Genomic DNA, 15,334 nt, shown 5'->3' with positions numbered 1-15,334 from the left:
TATGGTGATCCCCTGGGCGAAATGCGCCTGGTAAGCAGAGTTTTTGAAATGTAAGGCCTTTGAATAAGACAAAAGGCTGCCTCATCGCTAACTTTGCAACAGTGCCACAATGTGCGTAATGACCCCCCTGACCTCCAACCCGTCCTCATCGTCATCAGGTATAGCCCTGAAGTTATCCAGCTTATCGAGTTCCTGGAGACACCGCTTGGGGTGTAGTCGCAATCGCATGATCCTGAATTCTTGTTCCAGGACACAGAGCACCAAAGACCCGTCAACGGGCGTGCCCCCAAAATCTACTATGAGCAGCGCACCAGGCTTTATCCCTTCCCGGAAAGAGTAGGTATCACTTCGAAAAAAGAATACTCCCGGCGCTCCTGTATTACAGTGCTGATCGAGTGACAGCCTGTTTTCCTGGTAGTCGGTTGCTGGCGATGGAAAACCCATTTTTAACGGCCTCCGTTGGGGTTAAAAAGCATGAATGTCCGGTTCTCTCCTTCCTGAGTGGAAATGTCTTTAAAAACGGTCACGTAGGTTTCAATCCACTGATTTGCTTGGCGACAACTCCAGTGAAAATTAATCAGCGCAAGCTGGCTGACAAAGGCTTCTGTCGTAACTGTCTGACGACCGTTCGGCTCACGCTTAATGCTCGCACGCCAGGCTGAGTCAATTTCATAGTGTCTAGGCATGAAAAACCTCCGATCAATATAGCTGTATGCATATGGGTCTTCCCTTGTTGTGGTGGCTGAAGGCATGATAATGGTGTATTTAATCGCCAGAGGTCACCGCCATGGACGAAAAGTCCCTCTACGCTCATATTCTCAACCTGTCCGATCCGTGGCAGGTAAAGTCCCTTTCTCTCGATGAAAATGCCGGTTCTGTTACTGTCACTATTGAGATCGCTGAAAACACCCGGCTAGCCTGTCCGACCTGCGGTAAATCCTGTTCTGTTCACGATCACCGTCATCGTAAATGGCGCCATCTTGATACCTGCCAGTTCACCACTATTGTTGAAGCCGATGTTCCACGAATTATGTGTCCGGAGCATGGCTGCCTGACGTTGCCTGTTCCGTGGGCTGGCCCCGGAAGCCGGTATACGTTGCTATTCGAATCGTTCGTTCTCTCATGGCTGAAAATCAGCACCGTTGATGCTGTCAGGAAGCAACTTAAGCTCAGTTGGAATGCGGTTGACGGCATTATGACCCGGGCAGTTAAGCGAGGTCTTGCCCGGATAAAAAAGCCATTATCCGCCCGTCATATGAATGTGGATGAGGTCGCCTTTAAAAAAGGACATCGTTACATAACGGTGATCTCCGATCGCGATGGTCGGGCGCTGGCCTTAACGGATGATCGCGGCACAGAGAGTCTTGCCGGCTATCTTCGCACGCTCACTGATGGGCAGTTGCTGGCTATCAAAACGCTCTCAATGGACATGAACGCGGGCTATATAAGAGCAGCGCGTATCCACTTACCCAGTGCGGTTGAGAAAATCGCCTTTGACCGCTTCCATGTGGCGAAGCAACTGGGCGAGGTAGTTGATAAAACCCGTCAGAATGAACATCCGCACCTCCCTGTTGAAAGCCGACACCAGGCAAAAGGAACCCGCTTCCTGTGGCAGTACAGCGATAAGTGGATGACCGAATCCCGGCAGGAAAAGCTGATGTGGCTGCGTGCACAGATGAAGCTGACGAGCCAGTGCTGGGCGCTGAAAGAGCTGGCAAAGGATATCTGGAACAGGCCATGGAGCGAGGAAAGACGGAGTGACTGGCAGAGATGGTTGGCGCTGGCGGCTAACAGTGACGTTCCCATGATGAAAAATGCCGCGAAAACGATAGGAAAAAGGCTGTACGGGATCCTGAATGCGATGCGACACAGTGTCTCAAACGGAAATGCGGAGGCACTTAACAGCAAGATCAGGCTGCTGAGGATAAAAGCCAGGGGATACCGAAACCGGGAGCGCTTTAAACTGGGGGTGATGTTCCACTACGGAAAGCTGAATATGGCGTTCTGAGCCTTCCCACCATGATCGGGGAAGACCCATGCATATACAGTATAAAGAATCAGTTTTATTCTTCAACACACTGTTTATTATGTTGTAACTACTCCCTACCTTCAGGTTCATGGTTCATTTTGTTAACGGTCTGTTGCTTCACAGCTTTGCTGATAGTCGCCCGGCTACAACCCAGCACTTTTTGAATCTGGCTCCAGGAGCTGCCGCTCGCAATCAGCCTGTTTATGGCGTCATAGCGAGACTGATTAACCTGGCGGCCTTTATACTTCCCTTCCCTTTTCGCCCTGGCGATCCCCTGCTGCTGCCGTTCCCGGCGCTGTTCATAGTCTCGCCTGGCGACGGCGGCCAGCATATCCAGCAACATATCGTTTATGGCCGAAAACATTCGGCTGTCAAAATCATTGTGACCCGATGCGAGCCAGGTTGTCGGAACGTTGACGGCCACAACCCGGATATCTTTCTGCCGGATCATTTTCTTCAGTGTGTTCCAGTCCTCCCCTACCAGGCGTGAAAGCCTGTCCACATCCTCTACCAGCAAGATATCGTTTTGCTGACAATCTTTCAGGAGCCGGAACAACTCAGGGCGTTCAAGCTTAGAACCTGATTCATTTTCAATGTAGTAGTTACAGATGCTCAGGCCGCGCTCGATGGCGAAGGTATTTATCGTGTCCAGGGCGCGTGTTGCATCCTGTTCAGTCGTGGATGCGCGTAAGTAAGCTCTGACAAAGCCTTTCGGTACTGTTTGAGTCATTATAGGGAACCAGTTCATTTTGAGTTAACCAGACACACCCATACAGTACCCATTTCAGTTGGTTCAGGGAAGGCACACTCAAAAAGAACCAGCAAACAGACCCCAGCCCTATAGTGACAACGTCACACTAAAAATTTACAACATAAAGATGATGTAAAGACACACCAAGATTTACACCATAAAGCGCACATAAAGACACAGCAACATTTACCATGTAAAGACACCATAAAGATAAATATATCTTTATTTGTGCTTTACATGGTAAAGCCATTGCATTATAAAGACACTGTAAAGACAAAAGTATCTTTACGAAAAACACACCATGTAAAGACATTCATATCTTTACATGAGCTTTACAACATAAAGAGAGGGATTCTGAAATGGGTAAAATCTTGCTTGTCGTATCAGATAAAGGTGGGGTAGGCAAAAGCACCTACGTGGCTAACACAGGCTCAATGCTGGTCAACAAAGGTAAGTCGGTAATTATCCTGAAGACAGATAAAAACCACGATCTGTTGAGCTGGAACGAAAAGCGGACAGATAACGGCTTACTCACTATCCCGGTTCACGCAGCTTACGGAAACGTCAGCAACGAAATTAAGCGCCTTAGTAAGCTGTGTGAAGTTCTCATTGTCGATTGCCCCGGCCACGACAGCCAGGAGTTCCGTAGCGCCCTGACAGTATCAGATATCGTGGTGACACTGGTTAAGCCGTCCTCTGATTTCGAAAGCGAAACACTGACCAGTGTTACAGAGAAAATCCGCACCGCTCAGAAAGCTAACGCAGCTCTGGAACCGTGGGTGCTGTTCACCAGAATCAACTCAGCGAAACCCCGCCACAGAAAAGCGGCCATTGATCTGGATAAATTACTGCGTTCGGACAACATCTGGATTCAACCTCTGAAAACCCGGATATCCGAGCTGGATGTGTATGAAAGCGCCTGTAATGAAGGGGCAGGGGTACATGACGTTAGCCGGGCATCGAGCCTTTCAACAGCGAAAGCACAGATTGAACTTGTGGCACAGGAAATTGGCATTTTATAGAAATATCAACAATATTCATCGAAATCTTTACATTGTAAATACACCATAAAGATACTATGATATTTACAATTAATGCATACCGTACAAGGGGAAATTTTCATGGCTTTAAAACTAAACCGCCCGAACATCGATGAATCTCAGCAACCAGCAACAAACGCAGAAACCGCGCGTTTTATCTCCGGCGCTACCAGAGCGCCTGTAGCGGGTAAACCAAAGTTGATGAACTTCAGACTGCCAGCGTACTTTGAGGAGATCCTGGAAGCGGAGGCGCAGAGAACAGGCCAGAGCAAGACAACCGTTCTAAAGGCAGCGCTGGCCGCATTCGATAACCTGGACGAGAACCTGAAAAACCACTGGCTGCTTGAATCTGCAAAATTAGGGTAGCGTTATGGCTAAGAAAAAGAGATATGTTGTGATGGTTAGAGATAAACCAAATACAGCGGCAATCAGCGATTATTAGCCTGGTTAGTATGGTTCGCTAACAGGCATAATAAGGCCGTTGCCTATGACTGCGGAGAATGGATTGTCGAACCATCACATTGGTTAAGAATTGGAAATCCAAAATAGAAAGAAACCTAAGGAAAGAAAAATGTTCATATTCAGATATATTAAAACTCTTATTAATATCTACTTGTTATACATCCAACCGATATTGGGGATGTTCCTTATAGGTATAGGCTTATGGGGGTTCTATGCACCTGATGAGGGAACTTGTACTAATCTCAATATTGAGTTATGCGCTGTATCAGCTATTGATGTTCTGAAGCCTGCTATTTTTGTATTTTTAGGCATTATTACCGTTGCCGGATGGTACTTTACCGAACTTCAGCCGAAGCTAAGGGGGGAGGGCAAGTATATGAAGGTAAAAACAGGTGTAAAACCGGAAGATTTCGTTAAGTAAAAACCGAGCCTAAAGACGTTAACCGTGGGGGATTTATGAATAAATCATGGCTTGAACAACAGGTGCAAAATGAAAAATTAAAAAAAGTACAGGAAGAGAAAAAAGATGGCACTATCCAAAAAGGATTGTACAGGGTTCGTATAAAAGACAAATACAGGTGGGATTTGTGGGAAAATGATTTCAGAGTTGTTATTGCTTATTCGAAAGATGATGCAGAGCTAAAATTTACAGAAATGACAGGTTTTAATGAGCATTACTATATAGAAAGCATTGAAAAAATAGTGCTTTCAGATATAGAAAAAATCTTACTGGAAAACTGAAAAGATAGTTATCCAGAGGTTTAGTTAAATAATGGCGTCAGTTTTTCAACCAGTAGCAGATCGCTTAAACCGTCTAAAGAAACAACTTCTATACCAGAATCAACAAGTGAATCAACTCCACATACTTCACCGAAGCCGATAACCATAATCGGCTTTCGGTCTATCAAATCAAAAATCACCAAAGGCAATATTACACTGTTAATCGCTTCAAACTCCTGAAAAAACATTTCAGAGCCGTATTCGCTGGCAGGAAAAAGAATCTCACTTAATCTCAAACCATAAAAAATATGGTAGTGTTCTTTAAGGTTATCCTTTAAAATATTAACAGCCTTAGAATATTTTTCGTTAATAAACTCTTTAACCTGATATTTCATAACTCTCTCCAACAAGAACCGACTGTAGGTCACCGGGCAAACGTTGCGGAATGGCGTCAGAGACGTCATTTTGCGGCGTTTGCCCTATCCTGCATCGCAGTGAAAAGAACTCGCCTCGTGCGCTATGATTAACCGATGATAAAAGGCTGAAAGAAGCACTGCAAGCCGACTGGATAACATTGTTGCTTCACGGCTGATCATCATTGGTTGCCTCAGTGCTAGTGTGCTTTGCATCAGGAACCAGAAGACGATACCACGGCATTTTTTTGTTAAGCAGCTCCATCAGGGGAGTGGCAAACAAACTCAATCCCCACAGCGTTACGATTACTGGAATCGTGAAATTTTGCGGCGTCCAGAACTGGCGCTCAAGGTGGAACCATGTAACAACACAGAGCATTCCACCAATCCAGAAAATAGCTTTACTGAAAGCCCCCAGGACTGCCAGAGAAATAACAGAGACTAAATGCAGTGCGCCAGCCGTAGCAAGACGTAGATAAAACCAGAACCATTTAGCGTGCCGGATAACCGGGTTACCGTTCGTTTCTCGCAATCGTTTTTTACGTTCCCGGATGATTTCTTTTTTCAGCTTACTTCGTTCGGCTCCCTGCGGAAACTCATATATTTTAGCCATGTTTTGCCTCACTTATTCTTTTTTGGTGGAACGACTTTGTCAAACTCCTCTAAAAATGCCATATCATCTTCCGAAAAGGATGAGGATTTTTCATTTATACTAAACTCAAATCTAAGCATGTGAGCCATTCTCCCTTTTTTCCCAACAACAGAGAAAGATAACTGATTTATTTCCGTTTTCTCAATTATCTCATTAATGCTTTTATTGATAACATCACGAACAAAAAATGAGTATTTAGGATACTTATATTTCTTCTCCCCTTCCTCAATAGTATAAAGTCCCATTTCCTCTTTTAAATCATCCACGGATATATCAAAAGATTTTTTTGAACTATTCTGACTGTAATATTTCCTAATGACTTGATAAAGGTTTGTTGAGTTTACACTGTTCAACAACACAACTGATTTCAATACCTGAGTGGTATATCTATTTTCAGAACCAATCAACTTAGAAAAATATCGCTTAGCTGTATTTGTGAATTTTATCCGTACAGTTGCAAGATGATCGTAATAGGCACAGAATTCTGTTAAGTTTAAATCCAAGCGATCAGGTATTTTATTCTTAGATGATAGTATCCCAAGTTCATCAGCCAAATTTTTTAAATCATCTCTGTTTAAAACTAACGTAGTTGAAGAAAGAACTTTAGCTCCCTCTTTCAGAGCTGCATAAGAGGCATATTTATCTAAAGAAGTAGCTTTTGAAAAAAAGTCAGCATCAACCTCCAAAATATCATCATCTAACATTTCCTTTGTATCAATCTGGCAAAGAGCCAGAAAAAGCACTCTTTTTGCTGAAAGGGAAAGGGATGCAAGAGTTACCCCAACTTCATTTCTATGTCTAACTTTCGTTAATCCCGTTACTGTCTTCACGATAAGCCTCATATAACCTTTCCTATGTAGGCAAATCATAACCCCACAAAGGTTGTAATTCAAGACAACAATACAACCTTTAATTAAAAAACCTCTCACCTTTAGATATGAAGATCTGAGGATCTTCATATCTAAAGATAGCAACAACCGCATGTTTCACTTGATGTTCAGTCAAACTGTGGAAACCGTTAAAAATCTTCTCACCTTACGTGAAAAATCCTCTCATCTTTAGTGAAAAATCTAACTACCTTAACTTAAAAATCTTCTCACCTTACGTGAAAAATCCTCTCACCTTACGTGAAAAATCCTCTCACCTTTAGCAATTTTTTTCCATAATTTTCAGGTAATTGAAGCGAGCTAAGTTTTTAAGTTTTTAAGATCAAGAAGAAAATATAAGGCTTTTAATGCACAGCGTCTGTGGATAACTCAGCATAAATCCAGAGGATAGATCCGTCTGGCCTCCCTGAGCACTGCACCACCAAAAATTGAGCAAATATTAACCTTAGCGCGTAAGTGCTCTATTGAAACCCCGTGGAAATTCCGCTTCCTCGCTCACTCTCGGGCTTCGCCCTGTCGTTCGGCTGCGGCGAGCGGTGTAATCTCTCTAAAAGATCCAGACGGGATCCTTTTCCGATCCAATTCTTAAATGCTCTCAAAAGCCCTCAGAGGCGTTTTAACCGCTTTAACCCGGTCATGGTTCAACGGAGCGGGTAAAATGCGCTTAGAACGTCATACAGCTCGTTTTTAACCTGATCCCTAATCAGGGGGTATAACAGAGGCGGCCAAAAAATCCGGCCTTGCTCGTCAGAGTATCTACCGCGCATTATCCCCGAACGGAAACCCGACCATCACAACACTTGCACAGCTTGCAGCAGTAGCCGGGTTACAGTTCACTCTCAGTAAGCCCAACCACTAACCTTTCAGACAAGCCCCTCATACCGGGGGGATTATTTCTTACGCCAGCAAAATTTCACGACCGGCGAGGATGGCCAAGTGTTTTTTGCTGGCAATTTTCGTGCAGCAGCTGGCGCCCGGATTCATTTTTTGCTGTCAGGCATCAATCGGTTTCAGCAACCCGCCCCGTAATTCGCTGCTAACGCATCTCATAACGCGCAGATACAGCGCCCCGCGCCAGTGTTTCACACTGACCCGGCGTACCGTTCGCAAGCTCACGCGCTAACTGCGACAGGCTAAACATCGTCTGATAGTCAGAAATTGGCCTGGCAGGGGTGAGGGGGGTTATCGCTCTCATTCGGGCTTGTTGGTTCGCCAGTCCTGGCGAACGTCTCCGGCGCGATGTTACGACAGCGCATTATGTAACTACAGTTCGCGCCTCTTTCGGAAATCCCTTCATGCGCGGTAAAGCAATATACATCTTTATGTAATCTTTACAATGTAAAGCATTAAAAATGATTCCATAACCATCATTTGATGGTATAATGAATTTGTTGGTTGGGAATGGTTCCCTGCCAGATTCCAGAAGCCCACACGGGCGGGAGCGAAAAATGAATATTCAGGAAGCATTAAACGTTTTTGGTTTATCCGGTGATCTGACTGAAAAGGACATCAAGGCGGCATACAAAAAAGCGGCTTTAAAATATCATCCAGACCGCAATCCATTGGGTGCCGAGCTGATGAAAGCAGTAAATGCTGCGTTTGATTTTCTCATGGCTAACATTGATAAAATCAATCAGTTTCAAAGCACTGATGAAAACGCACGTTACAACTACGGTGAAGATCTGGAAAAAGTTCTGAATACGCTTTCCGGCCTTACAGGGATTGTCTATGAAGTTATTGGTAATTGGGTCTGGATTAGCGGAGAAACTAAAGAACACAAAGACATTTTAAAGGAAATGGGCTGTAAGTGGGCATCTAAGAAAAAACAATGGTTTTACCGTCCTGAAGAACACAAAAGCCGCTGGAACCGTAAAGAACACAGCATTGAAGAAATTCGTGAAATGTATGGTACAGCGGGTAAACGTAAGGCGTCAGGCTGGACACGTGTAGAAGCAAGCGCATAACCGGAATGGGGGCGAAAGCCCCCTAGAACATGGCAAAGATTGATTCGGAGACACGTTGATGAAAAACAAGACCATAACGGAAGCGGAGCTGATAAACATTTTTGAAAGTTACGGAGCCTACATTTGCCCGGATGAGATCGAAGTTACAGCCAAAGAATGCAATGAAAATGGTTCAGTCTTGCACCGTGGCTTAAACGCAGAAGGATGGGCGCATCTTTTTGCGAAGGAAGAAGCATATCAGCAGGAATGCGAAGCCCAGGAAGCTGCAAGTGATGATGGACACTTTGATGAATAGTCTTAAAACTGCCGTAATTCGATTTACGGCTTTTTTATTGAGTTCAAAAGGCTGAATCGATGAAAGAACAGAAAAATTTCTTTGAACGGTATAAACCGGTGTTTGAAATCGTTTGTCGAATCCTGGGGAACGGCTGGCGTGTAAATCTGCTCGATGATTGCCAGTACAGGATTAAGCTAACCTCACCTGATTTTAAAAATTACTCTATACATATTCGAATGGAGAAAGGAAGGTTAGTTATCATTGGAAGCGTAGATAGTCGCAGCTGGAGAAGTCCTTACCATACTTGCACAGTATCGCCAGAGCGTAACCCTGTAGAAATCGCCGCCGATATTGAAAAGAAAATCCTGTCGGATGCTTTAGATAATGTAGATATGGCGCGAGAGTATGAACAACAGTTACAGCAAAAACGCGAGAAAAAACTGATCCTGAAAGGAATGCTATCTCGTTTAGTGCATCTTGAAAGCTGGCATGGGACATTGACCGGGTTTAAAGTTGAGAATGGGTTAGATGGTAACGTATCAGAACGGGGCGACGGATATGAAATGGTAATTCGTGGCCTGAGTGTAGATCAGCTCATAAAGGTAGCGGGGTTTATTAAACAGCTATGAGGCAAAAAATGAATGAAGTCCTGAGCGACAGGAAAAACAAAGGTAATGTAACATACAGGATTGTTGTGTCTGAAGATGCAACACGTTTGTTTATTGAACTTGAAAAACTGATGAAGGTACGCTCTAAAGAAGCGGATAAAAAAACAACTAAAAAGATTGTTTTCCAAAAATCATTTTATTACGAAGAATTCTCGAACGTTAAAGATGAAATTGATGATCCAATTTTATTGAAATTCTATACAGATACTATTGTGAAGGTACAAAATCATGAGTTTTAAGCCAACACCTGAAGAGGTGAAACAAGCACGTATTAAAGCTGGCTTTACGCAGCAGGAAGCCGCTGAACGGTTTGGTTTTACGTTATCAGCCTGGCAAGCCAAAGAAACATCCGGTAAAACGTCTCGTGGTTTAGCCGCTGGTACGTATGAATTACTTTTGCTCCTGGCTGATGAACATCCAGATTACCAGCTCGTTAAGAGAGAAAAAAATCAGGATAAAGTGACTAAATAAATTGCATTACCATCATATGATGGTATAATTTATTTGTAGGTCGGGAATAGTTCCTTACCATGATCCAGTAGCCCAAACGGGCGGGAGACTAAAATGAACACGTATGTTATCACTTTCCAGGCTTTAAACACTAAGAAAGAAAAAATCACCTGCTCTGCTTTTGTCCATTCAGAAACTCTCTTCCTTGCCGTTCATTCTTTCGAAGATAAAAATCGCGGTCGTGGTTATGTTATCACGTCTGTTAGTGAATTGTTGTCCGAGGAACTGACGGCGAAAAATTCCCTCAAGAAAAATATTAACTTTTGGTTTAATGAGTGTGGTTTAAGTAAATCTGAGGTTATAAACGAAGTAATTAACTGGAAGAATTTCGCATATACCCTTAAAGAACTGGAGGAAGCCAAAAATGAAGCGATAAGAGAACTGCGGAGTTAATCAATTAGGGGTGGTATCAGGTTGTGGAGGCAACCTGATACCGTGACACTCAATTCCCTCGCGAGGAATATAAAATGTCGGAACGCATGTTATCAGCAATACAGACTGTTGAAAAGGGTGGGCGTCCGGTTTTTCCCTTGATGCCATTCTCTGCTTTTCCTGAGTACATGGCATTACTCAGAAAAGCCCTGGAAAAGAAAGAAACAAAAGCACTGATAGAAAAACAGGAGGTGCTATGAAAAAACAGGAGTTTTTAGATTTTATCAGTGCAGAACAGAGGCGGGGAGCTGTCCGGTTTTCGCTGGGATTTAACAGCAAAGGGGAAATTGTATTGCACTGGACTAACGAGGCCGGGTTAAGAGTCTGGAGTATACTAAGCGGTAACAGGGGAAAAAGTCCCAGCCGGGCAAACCGGGAAAGAATGAGTAACCTCCGCCGCTGGCTCCATGATGCCCGGCAGGGCATGGAAGGCGACACACCAGAGGCAGAATAAAATTCCCGTTCCTGAATCGCCGAAGCCCTCCCGTTTACGGGAGGTGCTTTTTTTGTATATTCCGTAAAACAGCGCTCGCGCCCCCTGCCAGGCCATTCGCGTAGCGAATTTATTTCCGCCCAAGTTAGCCGCGAATCCGTTGTCTCCGGTCGCAGACGCACCAGATCACAGCCACGATAGCCTTTCATTTTTTGCATTTCGATGGACGCTGAAGCACAATTTATGTGTGGAGGTAGTTCACTGCGATGCAGGATAGGGCAAACGCCGCAAAATGACGTCTCTGACGCCATTCCGCAACGTTTGCCCGGTGACCTACAGTCGGTTCTTGTTGGAGAGTTTTATGAAAAAAGTTCAATTCAGGATTGAAGAAAGCCAACATGATGATCTACTTGATTGTCTTAAAACACTTTATCCAGATGAACCGGGTTTAACCGTGGCAAAAGGAATGAAGCTGCTTGCCAATGCTTTACTGAAAAGCAAGGTTAAAAATGAAGATGTTAATGTGTCAAAAGACAATGATGATTTTATCAAAACCACAATGTATTTGACAGGGAAACAAAGAACTTTAATAGAGAAAGCGGCTCATCGTCATGGCTGGAATTTATCCAGAGAATGTCGTTATCGAATCCAGACGACACTTGAAAATGAACTTGATTTTTTCGATCAGGAACTTCTGGTGATGAATCGTTGCCGTAATGCAATAGATAAAATAGGGCGAAACTTTCATTATATTATCGTTAATGATAATGCCAGAGTACTTGATAAAGATGGGTTCTATCAGGACGCTGAGCGGTTGAGTTCAGAGATAATGAGTCTCAAAAGTGAGTTTGAAAACTACATTATGTTATGCAAAGGGCGAACTGTTTCTAACAAGGTTGAGGTGTAATCATGGGCGTTTATGTTGACAAGGAATTCAGGGTTAAGCGTAAGTCCTCTGAAGCTGGCCGCAAGTCTGCTTTCGCCCATAAAGTTAAAAATGGTGGTAAAAACTATCAACGCAACGTTCAGGAACGTATCAACCGCAAGGGTGCCAGTAAGGAGGTTGTTGTCAAAATCTCAGGAGGTGCGATTACCCGGCAGGGAGTTCGAAACAGTATTGACTATATGAGCCGGGAGTCAGAGCTGCCAGTGATGAGTGAAAGCGGTCAGGTATGGAAAGGTGATGAGATTCAGGAGGCTAAAGAGCACATGATAGATCGTGCTAATGACCCTCAAAATGTTTTCGATGATAAAGGTAAGGAAAATAAAAAAGTAACCCAAAATATTGTGTTTTCACCGCCTGTATCAGCAAAGGTAAAACCTGAAGATCTGCTTGAGTCTGTCAGGAAAACGATGAACAAGAAGTACCCAAATCATCGTTTTGTGCTTGGCTATCATAACGACAAAAAAGAACATCCACACGTGCATGTCGTTTTTCGTATTCGTGATAATGACGGTAAACGAGCTGATATCAGGAAAAAAGATTTACGGGAAATTCGTACAGGTTTTTGTGAAGAGCTGAAGATGAAGGGCTATGACGTTAAAGCCACTCATAAGCAGCAGCATGGACTTAACCAGTCTATTAAAGATGCGCACAAAACAGCGCCAAAACGACAGAAGGGCGTTTATGAGGTTGTTGATGTTGGCTACGACCATTATCAGAACGATAAAACCAAACCAAAGCAGCATTTCATAAAGCTTAAGACACTGAACAAGGGCGTGGAGAAAACATATTGGGGGGCTGATTTTGGTGAGTTAACCACTCGCGAGAACGTTAAGAAAGGTGATCTTGTTAAGCTGAAGAAGTTAGGACAAAAGGAGGTGAAAATCCCTGCACTTGATAAGAACGGTGTACAGCATGGCTGGAAGACTGCACACAGGAATGAGTGGCAGCTAGAGAACCTGGGGGTTAAGGGCATAGACAGAATCTCTTCATCCAGTAAAGAGCTGGTGCTGAACAGCGCGGAGATGATTAAGAAACAGCAACTCCAGATGAGAAATTTCTCGCAAATAAAACAGTCGATGATTCAAAGCGAACAGAAAGTGAAAATCGGAATTCGTTTAGGATAATTCATACTCTCCGGTAACTTATTGATTAAGATCGATTTATTTATCTTGTTAGCAGAGTTTTTGTAAAAAGTAACTAGCGGTAAAAAATTTAGTTAACTTGACTATAAAATAAGCGCATGGTGATCAATCGATCTGCTTTTTTGTTATCAAATAGCATATGTATCTAGATATAAATAAAATACAAGCACAAACAAAATGAAATGTGTCGTAAATGCGATCTAAAGATCTGCTTGTGTGGTTGAACGCAGCACATGTAGCTGATAAAGTTTTTATGAGATGTAAATTTGTCCTTTTGTTTTTTTTCTCTGATTCGGGGTCATCCGAGTCGAGAGAGCGCCTGAAAGGAAAAACTATGGAATGGTATGTTTTGCAATTCACCACTACGAGATTTGCAGCAGTTTTTGCTCATCTCGAACGCCTGAACTTCTCTTACTTCTGTCCTATGGAGACTGAAAGGTATCGTCGCCCGGATAAGATAATTTCATATCGAGAAAGACGTTTGCCGCTTTTTCCCGGTTATCTTTTTATCCAGGCAGATTTTGAAGAGGTTCATTCCACTACAATAACTGCTATCCCTTACGTACAACGCTTTATCTCATTTGGCGGTGAGCCTTTACCTGTACCAGAAGATGTGATGGCGGAGCTTTTGTACAGACAATCACATACAACAGCTCAGGCAAATCTTTTAAGGAAATCAATTCCACACGATTTTGCTGAAATTCTACTCATGGATAATCCGCAGCAAAGAAGTATGGCTTTCATCCACTACATCACAGAGAGAAGCTTAACCCACAAAATGAAACGGAAGAAAAATGACTGCTACCCGAAAAAAAACCGCAACGAGACGCAAGCCCCAACGTAATACACTCTACCTGCCCTCAGCTTCTCGTGAGGAACTGGATAAAATTGCTCTGGAGATTGGCTATCGCAGGGGGCGACGTATTTCAAGCTCTGGTGTTGTCCAGTACCTCATAAAAAAATATTCCAGCCAGGCTATTGAGGAGCTGATAAACGAAGACGATGAAGACGATGACGACTTCGATGACTAACCATTCAGTCTAAACTTTCCGCGCTGTTCTGGCCGGGAGAAAATCATGTTATCTACTACTGCTTTTGCGGCGCTTGCTTTGCAATGCGCGGCCAGCGTTCATCCCGATACTGCGCATGAAGTTGCAAGGGTTGAATCTGGTTTTAACCCATATGCTATTGCCGAGATAATACCGAAGGTTGAACGTAAGCCCGGTGACAAAGGCGTAGTGTCCTACTTTCCCAAAACTAAGGAGGCTGCACTCCAGATCGTAAATCAAATTGAATCACGAAATCATCGTTACTCAGTCGGTCTTATGCAAATAACGAGTACGAATTTTGCAAACTTCAATACAACCGCTGAGAAAATGTTTGACCCCTGCGAAAATCTCAAGGTTTCAGAGCAAATTTTGGTGGATTGTTATAAACGTGGTGGCGATATTTTACGTGGCCTGAGTTGCTATTATTCCGGCAATCCAGAAACAGGAACTAAACCTGAATCAGATTTTAATAACACCAGTTATATACAGCGCATAGGGTTTAATCCGCCTGATAACAAAAAAAACTGGGTGGTTCCTTCAGTTAAAGATGCAATCAGAAAGGAGAATGTAACACAGAGTATCAAACCTAAAGAAGTTACCGTATATCCCCAATATGCCATGCGTGGCACTGTTTTAGATGAAAAGGAAACAAACGATGTTAAAACTCAATAAACGTTATTTAACTCTTTCTGTATTTATGGCTGCATTGATGCTTTGTGTAGCAGAACCCGCCTTTGCTGATGATGTATCCACTAAAACAACTGGCTTCTTGCAGAAGATTATCGATTTTCTGACGGATATCCGTAAGCCAGCAATCACCATCATTGCGCTGGTAATTGGTTATATCGCTATCTTCTCACGCCAGCATGCAGCGTGGATTACGCCTTTAATTATCGGGATTATCATCTTTATTGTTGCGCCATATCTGCCTGACTGGTTAGCGTAATATGTAATAAAAG

At 43.4% G+C, this 15,334-nt stretch carries 25 protein-coding genes and 1 pseudogene; 20 read left to right on the top strand and 6 right to left on the bottom strand.

Annotated features, from left to right (window positions below):
• Positions 1 to 87: 87 nt before the first annotated feature.
• Positions 88 to 444 (bottom strand): S24 family peptidase, encoded by a 357-nt coding sequence (locus tag ACOTXI_RS22845; protein WP_004199403.1) that lies wholly within the window; start codon positions 442 to 444, stop codon positions 88 to 90.
• Positions 445 to 446: 2 nt separating this feature from the next.
• Positions 447 to 686, bottom strand: coding sequence for a hypothetical protein (locus ACOTXI_RS22840; protein ID WP_001549892.1), 240 nt, complete (start codon positions 684 to 686; stop codon positions 447 to 449).
• Between the two features lie 101 nt (positions 687 to 787).
• Between ACOTXI_RS22840 and ACOTXI_RS22835 the strand changes: the two genes are divergently transcribed.
• Positions 788 to 2,008: an ISL3-like element ISKox3 family transposase gene (locus ACOTXI_RS22835; RefSeq protein ID WP_000343760.1), complete on the top strand. Its 1,221-nt coding sequence runs from the start codon at positions 788 to 790 to the stop codon at positions 2,006 to 2,008.
• Positions 2,009 to 2,096: 88 nt separating this feature from the next.
• On the opposite strand, the gene ACOTXI_RS22830 is transcribed toward ACOTXI_RS22835, so the two are convergent.
• Entirely contained in the window at positions 2,097 to 2,759 is a 663-nt protein-coding gene (locus ACOTXI_RS22830; RefSeq protein ID WP_001549893.1) for a recombinase family protein, read from the bottom strand.
• A 380-nt stretch (positions 2,760 to 3,139) separates the two neighbouring features.
• Between ACOTXI_RS22830 and ACOTXI_RS22825 the strand changes: the two genes are divergently transcribed.
• The 4 genes from ACOTXI_RS22825 to ACOTXI_RS22810 all read left to right on the top strand — a co-directional run bounded on the left by ACOTXI_RS22825 (position 3,140) and on the right by ACOTXI_RS22810 (position 5,023).
• Positions 3,140 to 3,802: a division plane positioning ATPase MipZ gene (locus ACOTXI_RS22825; protein ID WP_000516402.1), complete on the top strand. Its 663-nt coding sequence runs from the start codon at positions 3,140 to 3,142 to the stop codon at positions 3,800 to 3,802.
• 99 nt (positions 3,803 to 3,901) lie between these two features.
• Complete coding sequence (locus tag ACOTXI_RS22820) at positions 3,902 to 4,186, top strand: hypothetical protein (protein WP_001185481.1); 285 nt, start codon at positions 3,902 to 3,904, stop codon at positions 4,184 to 4,186.
• A 205-nt stretch (positions 4,187 to 4,391) separates the two neighbouring features.
• Complete coding sequence (locus ACOTXI_RS22815) at positions 4,392 to 4,703, top strand: hypothetical protein (RefSeq protein ID WP_000469598.1); 312 nt, start codon at positions 4,392 to 4,394, stop codon at positions 4,701 to 4,703.
• 35 nt (positions 4,704 to 4,738) lie between these two features.
• The gene (locus tag ACOTXI_RS22810) at positions 4,739 to 5,023 is read left to right on the top strand and encodes a hypothetical protein (protein WP_001043731.1); all 285 of its coding nucleotides are present in this window, start codon (positions 4,739 to 4,741) and stop codon (positions 5,021 to 5,023) included.
• A 20-nt stretch (positions 5,024 to 5,043) separates the two neighbouring features.
• Here ACOTXI_RS22810 and ddp1 (ACOTXI_RS22805) read toward each other — a convergent pair whose 3' ends face one another.
• The 3 genes from ddp1 (ACOTXI_RS22805) to ACOTXI_RS22795 all read right to left on the bottom strand — a co-directional run bounded on the left by ddp1 (ACOTXI_RS22805) (position 5,044) and on the right by ACOTXI_RS22795 (position 7,050).
• Entirely contained in the window at positions 5,044 to 5,397 is a 354-nt protein-coding gene (gene ddp1, locus ACOTXI_RS22805; RefSeq protein WP_000877224.1) for a DNA distortion polypeptide 3, read from the bottom strand.
• Between the two features lie 187 nt (positions 5,398 to 5,584).
• Positions 5,585 to 6,028: a hypothetical protein gene (locus tag ACOTXI_RS22800; RefSeq protein WP_001074369.1), complete on the bottom strand. Its 444-nt coding sequence runs from the start codon at positions 6,026 to 6,028 to the stop codon at positions 5,585 to 5,587.
• 8 nt (positions 6,029 to 6,036) lie between these two features.
• On the bottom strand, positions 6,037 to 7,050 hold the full coding sequence (locus ACOTXI_RS22795) for a replication initiation protein (RefSeq protein WP_001348704.1): 1,014 nt from the start codon (positions 7,048 to 7,050) through the stop codon (positions 6,037 to 6,039).
• A gap of 610 nt (positions 7,051 to 7,660) precedes the next feature.
• Between ACOTXI_RS22795 and ACOTXI_RS22790 the strand changes: the two are divergent.
• From ACOTXI_RS22790 to ACOTXI_RS22720, 15 genes and pseudogenes are all read left to right on the top strand, one after another.
• Positions 7,661 to 7,813: pseudogene (locus ACOTXI_RS22790) on the top strand (DNA-binding protein); the annotation flags it as partial.
• Positions 7,814 to 8,402: 589 nt separating this feature from the next.
• Positions 8,403 to 8,918 (top strand): DnaJ domain-containing protein, encoded by a 516-nt coding sequence (locus ACOTXI_RS22785; RefSeq protein WP_001025390.1) that lies wholly within the window; start codon positions 8,403 to 8,405, stop codon positions 8,916 to 8,918.
• A 58-nt stretch (positions 8,919 to 8,976) separates the two neighbouring features.
• Positions 8,977 to 9,213: a hypothetical protein gene (locus ACOTXI_RS22780; RefSeq protein ID WP_000792381.1), complete on the top strand. Its 237-nt coding sequence runs from the start codon at positions 8,977 to 8,979 to the stop codon at positions 9,211 to 9,213.
• Between the two features lie 59 nt (positions 9,214 to 9,272).
• Positions 9,273 to 9,824 carry a hypothetical protein gene (locus tag ACOTXI_RS22775; RefSeq protein ID WP_000662998.1) on the top strand — a complete coding sequence of 184 codons (552 nt, stop codon included), beginning with the start codon at positions 9,273 to 9,275 and terminating at the stop codon, positions 9,822 to 9,824.
• An 8-nt stretch (positions 9,825 to 9,832) separates the two neighbouring features.
• Positions 9,833 to 10,102 carry a hypothetical protein gene (locus tag ACOTXI_RS22770; protein ID WP_001006717.1) on the top strand — a complete coding sequence of 90 codons (270 nt, stop codon included), beginning with the start codon at positions 9,833 to 9,835 and terminating at the stop codon, positions 10,100 to 10,102.
• Entirely contained in the window at positions 10,092 to 10,334 is a 243-nt protein-coding gene (locus ACOTXI_RS22765; protein WP_000008707.1) for a hypothetical protein, read from the top strand. The genes ACOTXI_RS22770 and ACOTXI_RS22765 overlap by 11 nt, the downstream gene beginning before the upstream one ends.
• Positions 10,335 to 10,427: 93 nt before the next feature.
• Positions 10,428 to 10,766 carry a hypothetical protein gene (locus ACOTXI_RS22760; RefSeq protein WP_001099725.1) on the top strand — a complete coding sequence of 113 codons (339 nt, stop codon included), beginning with the start codon at positions 10,428 to 10,430 and terminating at the stop codon, positions 10,764 to 10,766.
• A 74-nt stretch (positions 10,767 to 10,840) separates the two neighbouring features.
• Complete coding sequence (locus ACOTXI_RS22755; RefSeq protein ID WP_000004083.1) at positions 10,841 to 11,005, top strand: hypothetical protein; 165 nt, start codon at positions 10,841 to 10,843, stop codon at positions 11,003 to 11,005.
• Positions 11,002 to 11,259: a hypothetical protein gene (locus tag ACOTXI_RS22750; RefSeq protein WP_004199355.1), complete on the top strand. Its 258-nt coding sequence runs from the start codon at positions 11,002 to 11,004 to the stop codon at positions 11,257 to 11,259. Before ACOTXI_RS22755 ends, ACOTXI_RS22750 begins: the two co-directional genes overlap by 4 nt.
• Before the next feature lie 340 nt (positions 11,260 to 11,599).
• Positions 11,600 to 12,145 carry a DNA distortion polypeptide 1 gene (gene ddp1, locus ACOTXI_RS22745; RefSeq protein ID WP_001348698.1) on the top strand — a complete coding sequence of 182 codons (546 nt, stop codon included), beginning with the start codon at positions 11,600 to 11,602 and terminating at the stop codon, positions 12,143 to 12,145.
• A gap of 2 nt (positions 12,146 to 12,147) precedes the next feature.
• Complete coding sequence (mobP1, locus tag ACOTXI_RS22740; RefSeq protein ID WP_004199101.1) at positions 12,148 to 13,308, top strand: MobP1 family relaxase; 1,161 nt, start codon at positions 12,148 to 12,150, stop codon at positions 13,306 to 13,308.
• A 352-nt stretch (positions 13,309 to 13,660) separates the two neighbouring features.
• Positions 13,661 to 14,170, top strand: coding sequence for a transcription termination/antitermination NusG family protein (locus tag ACOTXI_RS22735; protein WP_000455437.1), 510 nt, complete (start codon positions 13,661 to 13,663; stop codon positions 14,168 to 14,170).
• Positions 14,121 to 14,357 carry a hypothetical protein gene (locus ACOTXI_RS22730; RefSeq protein WP_001348696.1) on the top strand — a complete coding sequence of 79 codons (237 nt, stop codon included), beginning with the start codon at positions 14,121 to 14,123 and terminating at the stop codon, positions 14,355 to 14,357. Before ACOTXI_RS22735 ends, ACOTXI_RS22730 begins: the two co-directional genes overlap by 50 nt.
• Before the next feature lie 45 nt (positions 14,358 to 14,402).
• Positions 14,403 to 15,047 carry a lytic transglycosylase domain-containing protein gene (locus ACOTXI_RS22725; RefSeq protein WP_000953538.1) on the top strand — a complete coding sequence of 215 codons (645 nt, stop codon included), beginning with the start codon at positions 14,403 to 14,405 and terminating at the stop codon, positions 15,045 to 15,047.
• Complete coding sequence (locus tag ACOTXI_RS22720) at positions 15,031 to 15,321, top strand: TrbC/VirB2 family protein (RefSeq protein ID WP_000916156.1); 291 nt, start codon at positions 15,031 to 15,033, stop codon at positions 15,319 to 15,321. Before ACOTXI_RS22725 ends, ACOTXI_RS22720 begins: the two co-directional genes overlap by 17 nt.
• Positions 15,322 to 15,334 lie beyond the last annotated feature (13 nt).

The sequence above is a fragment of the Enterobacter cloacae complex sp. BZL2005 genome (assembly GCF_049238885.1).
GTDB lineage: Bacteria > Pseudomonadota > Gammaproteobacteria > Enterobacterales > Enterobacteriaceae > Enterobacter > Enterobacter roggenkampii.
This window is presented reverse-complemented; position numbering and strand designations above follow the sequence as displayed.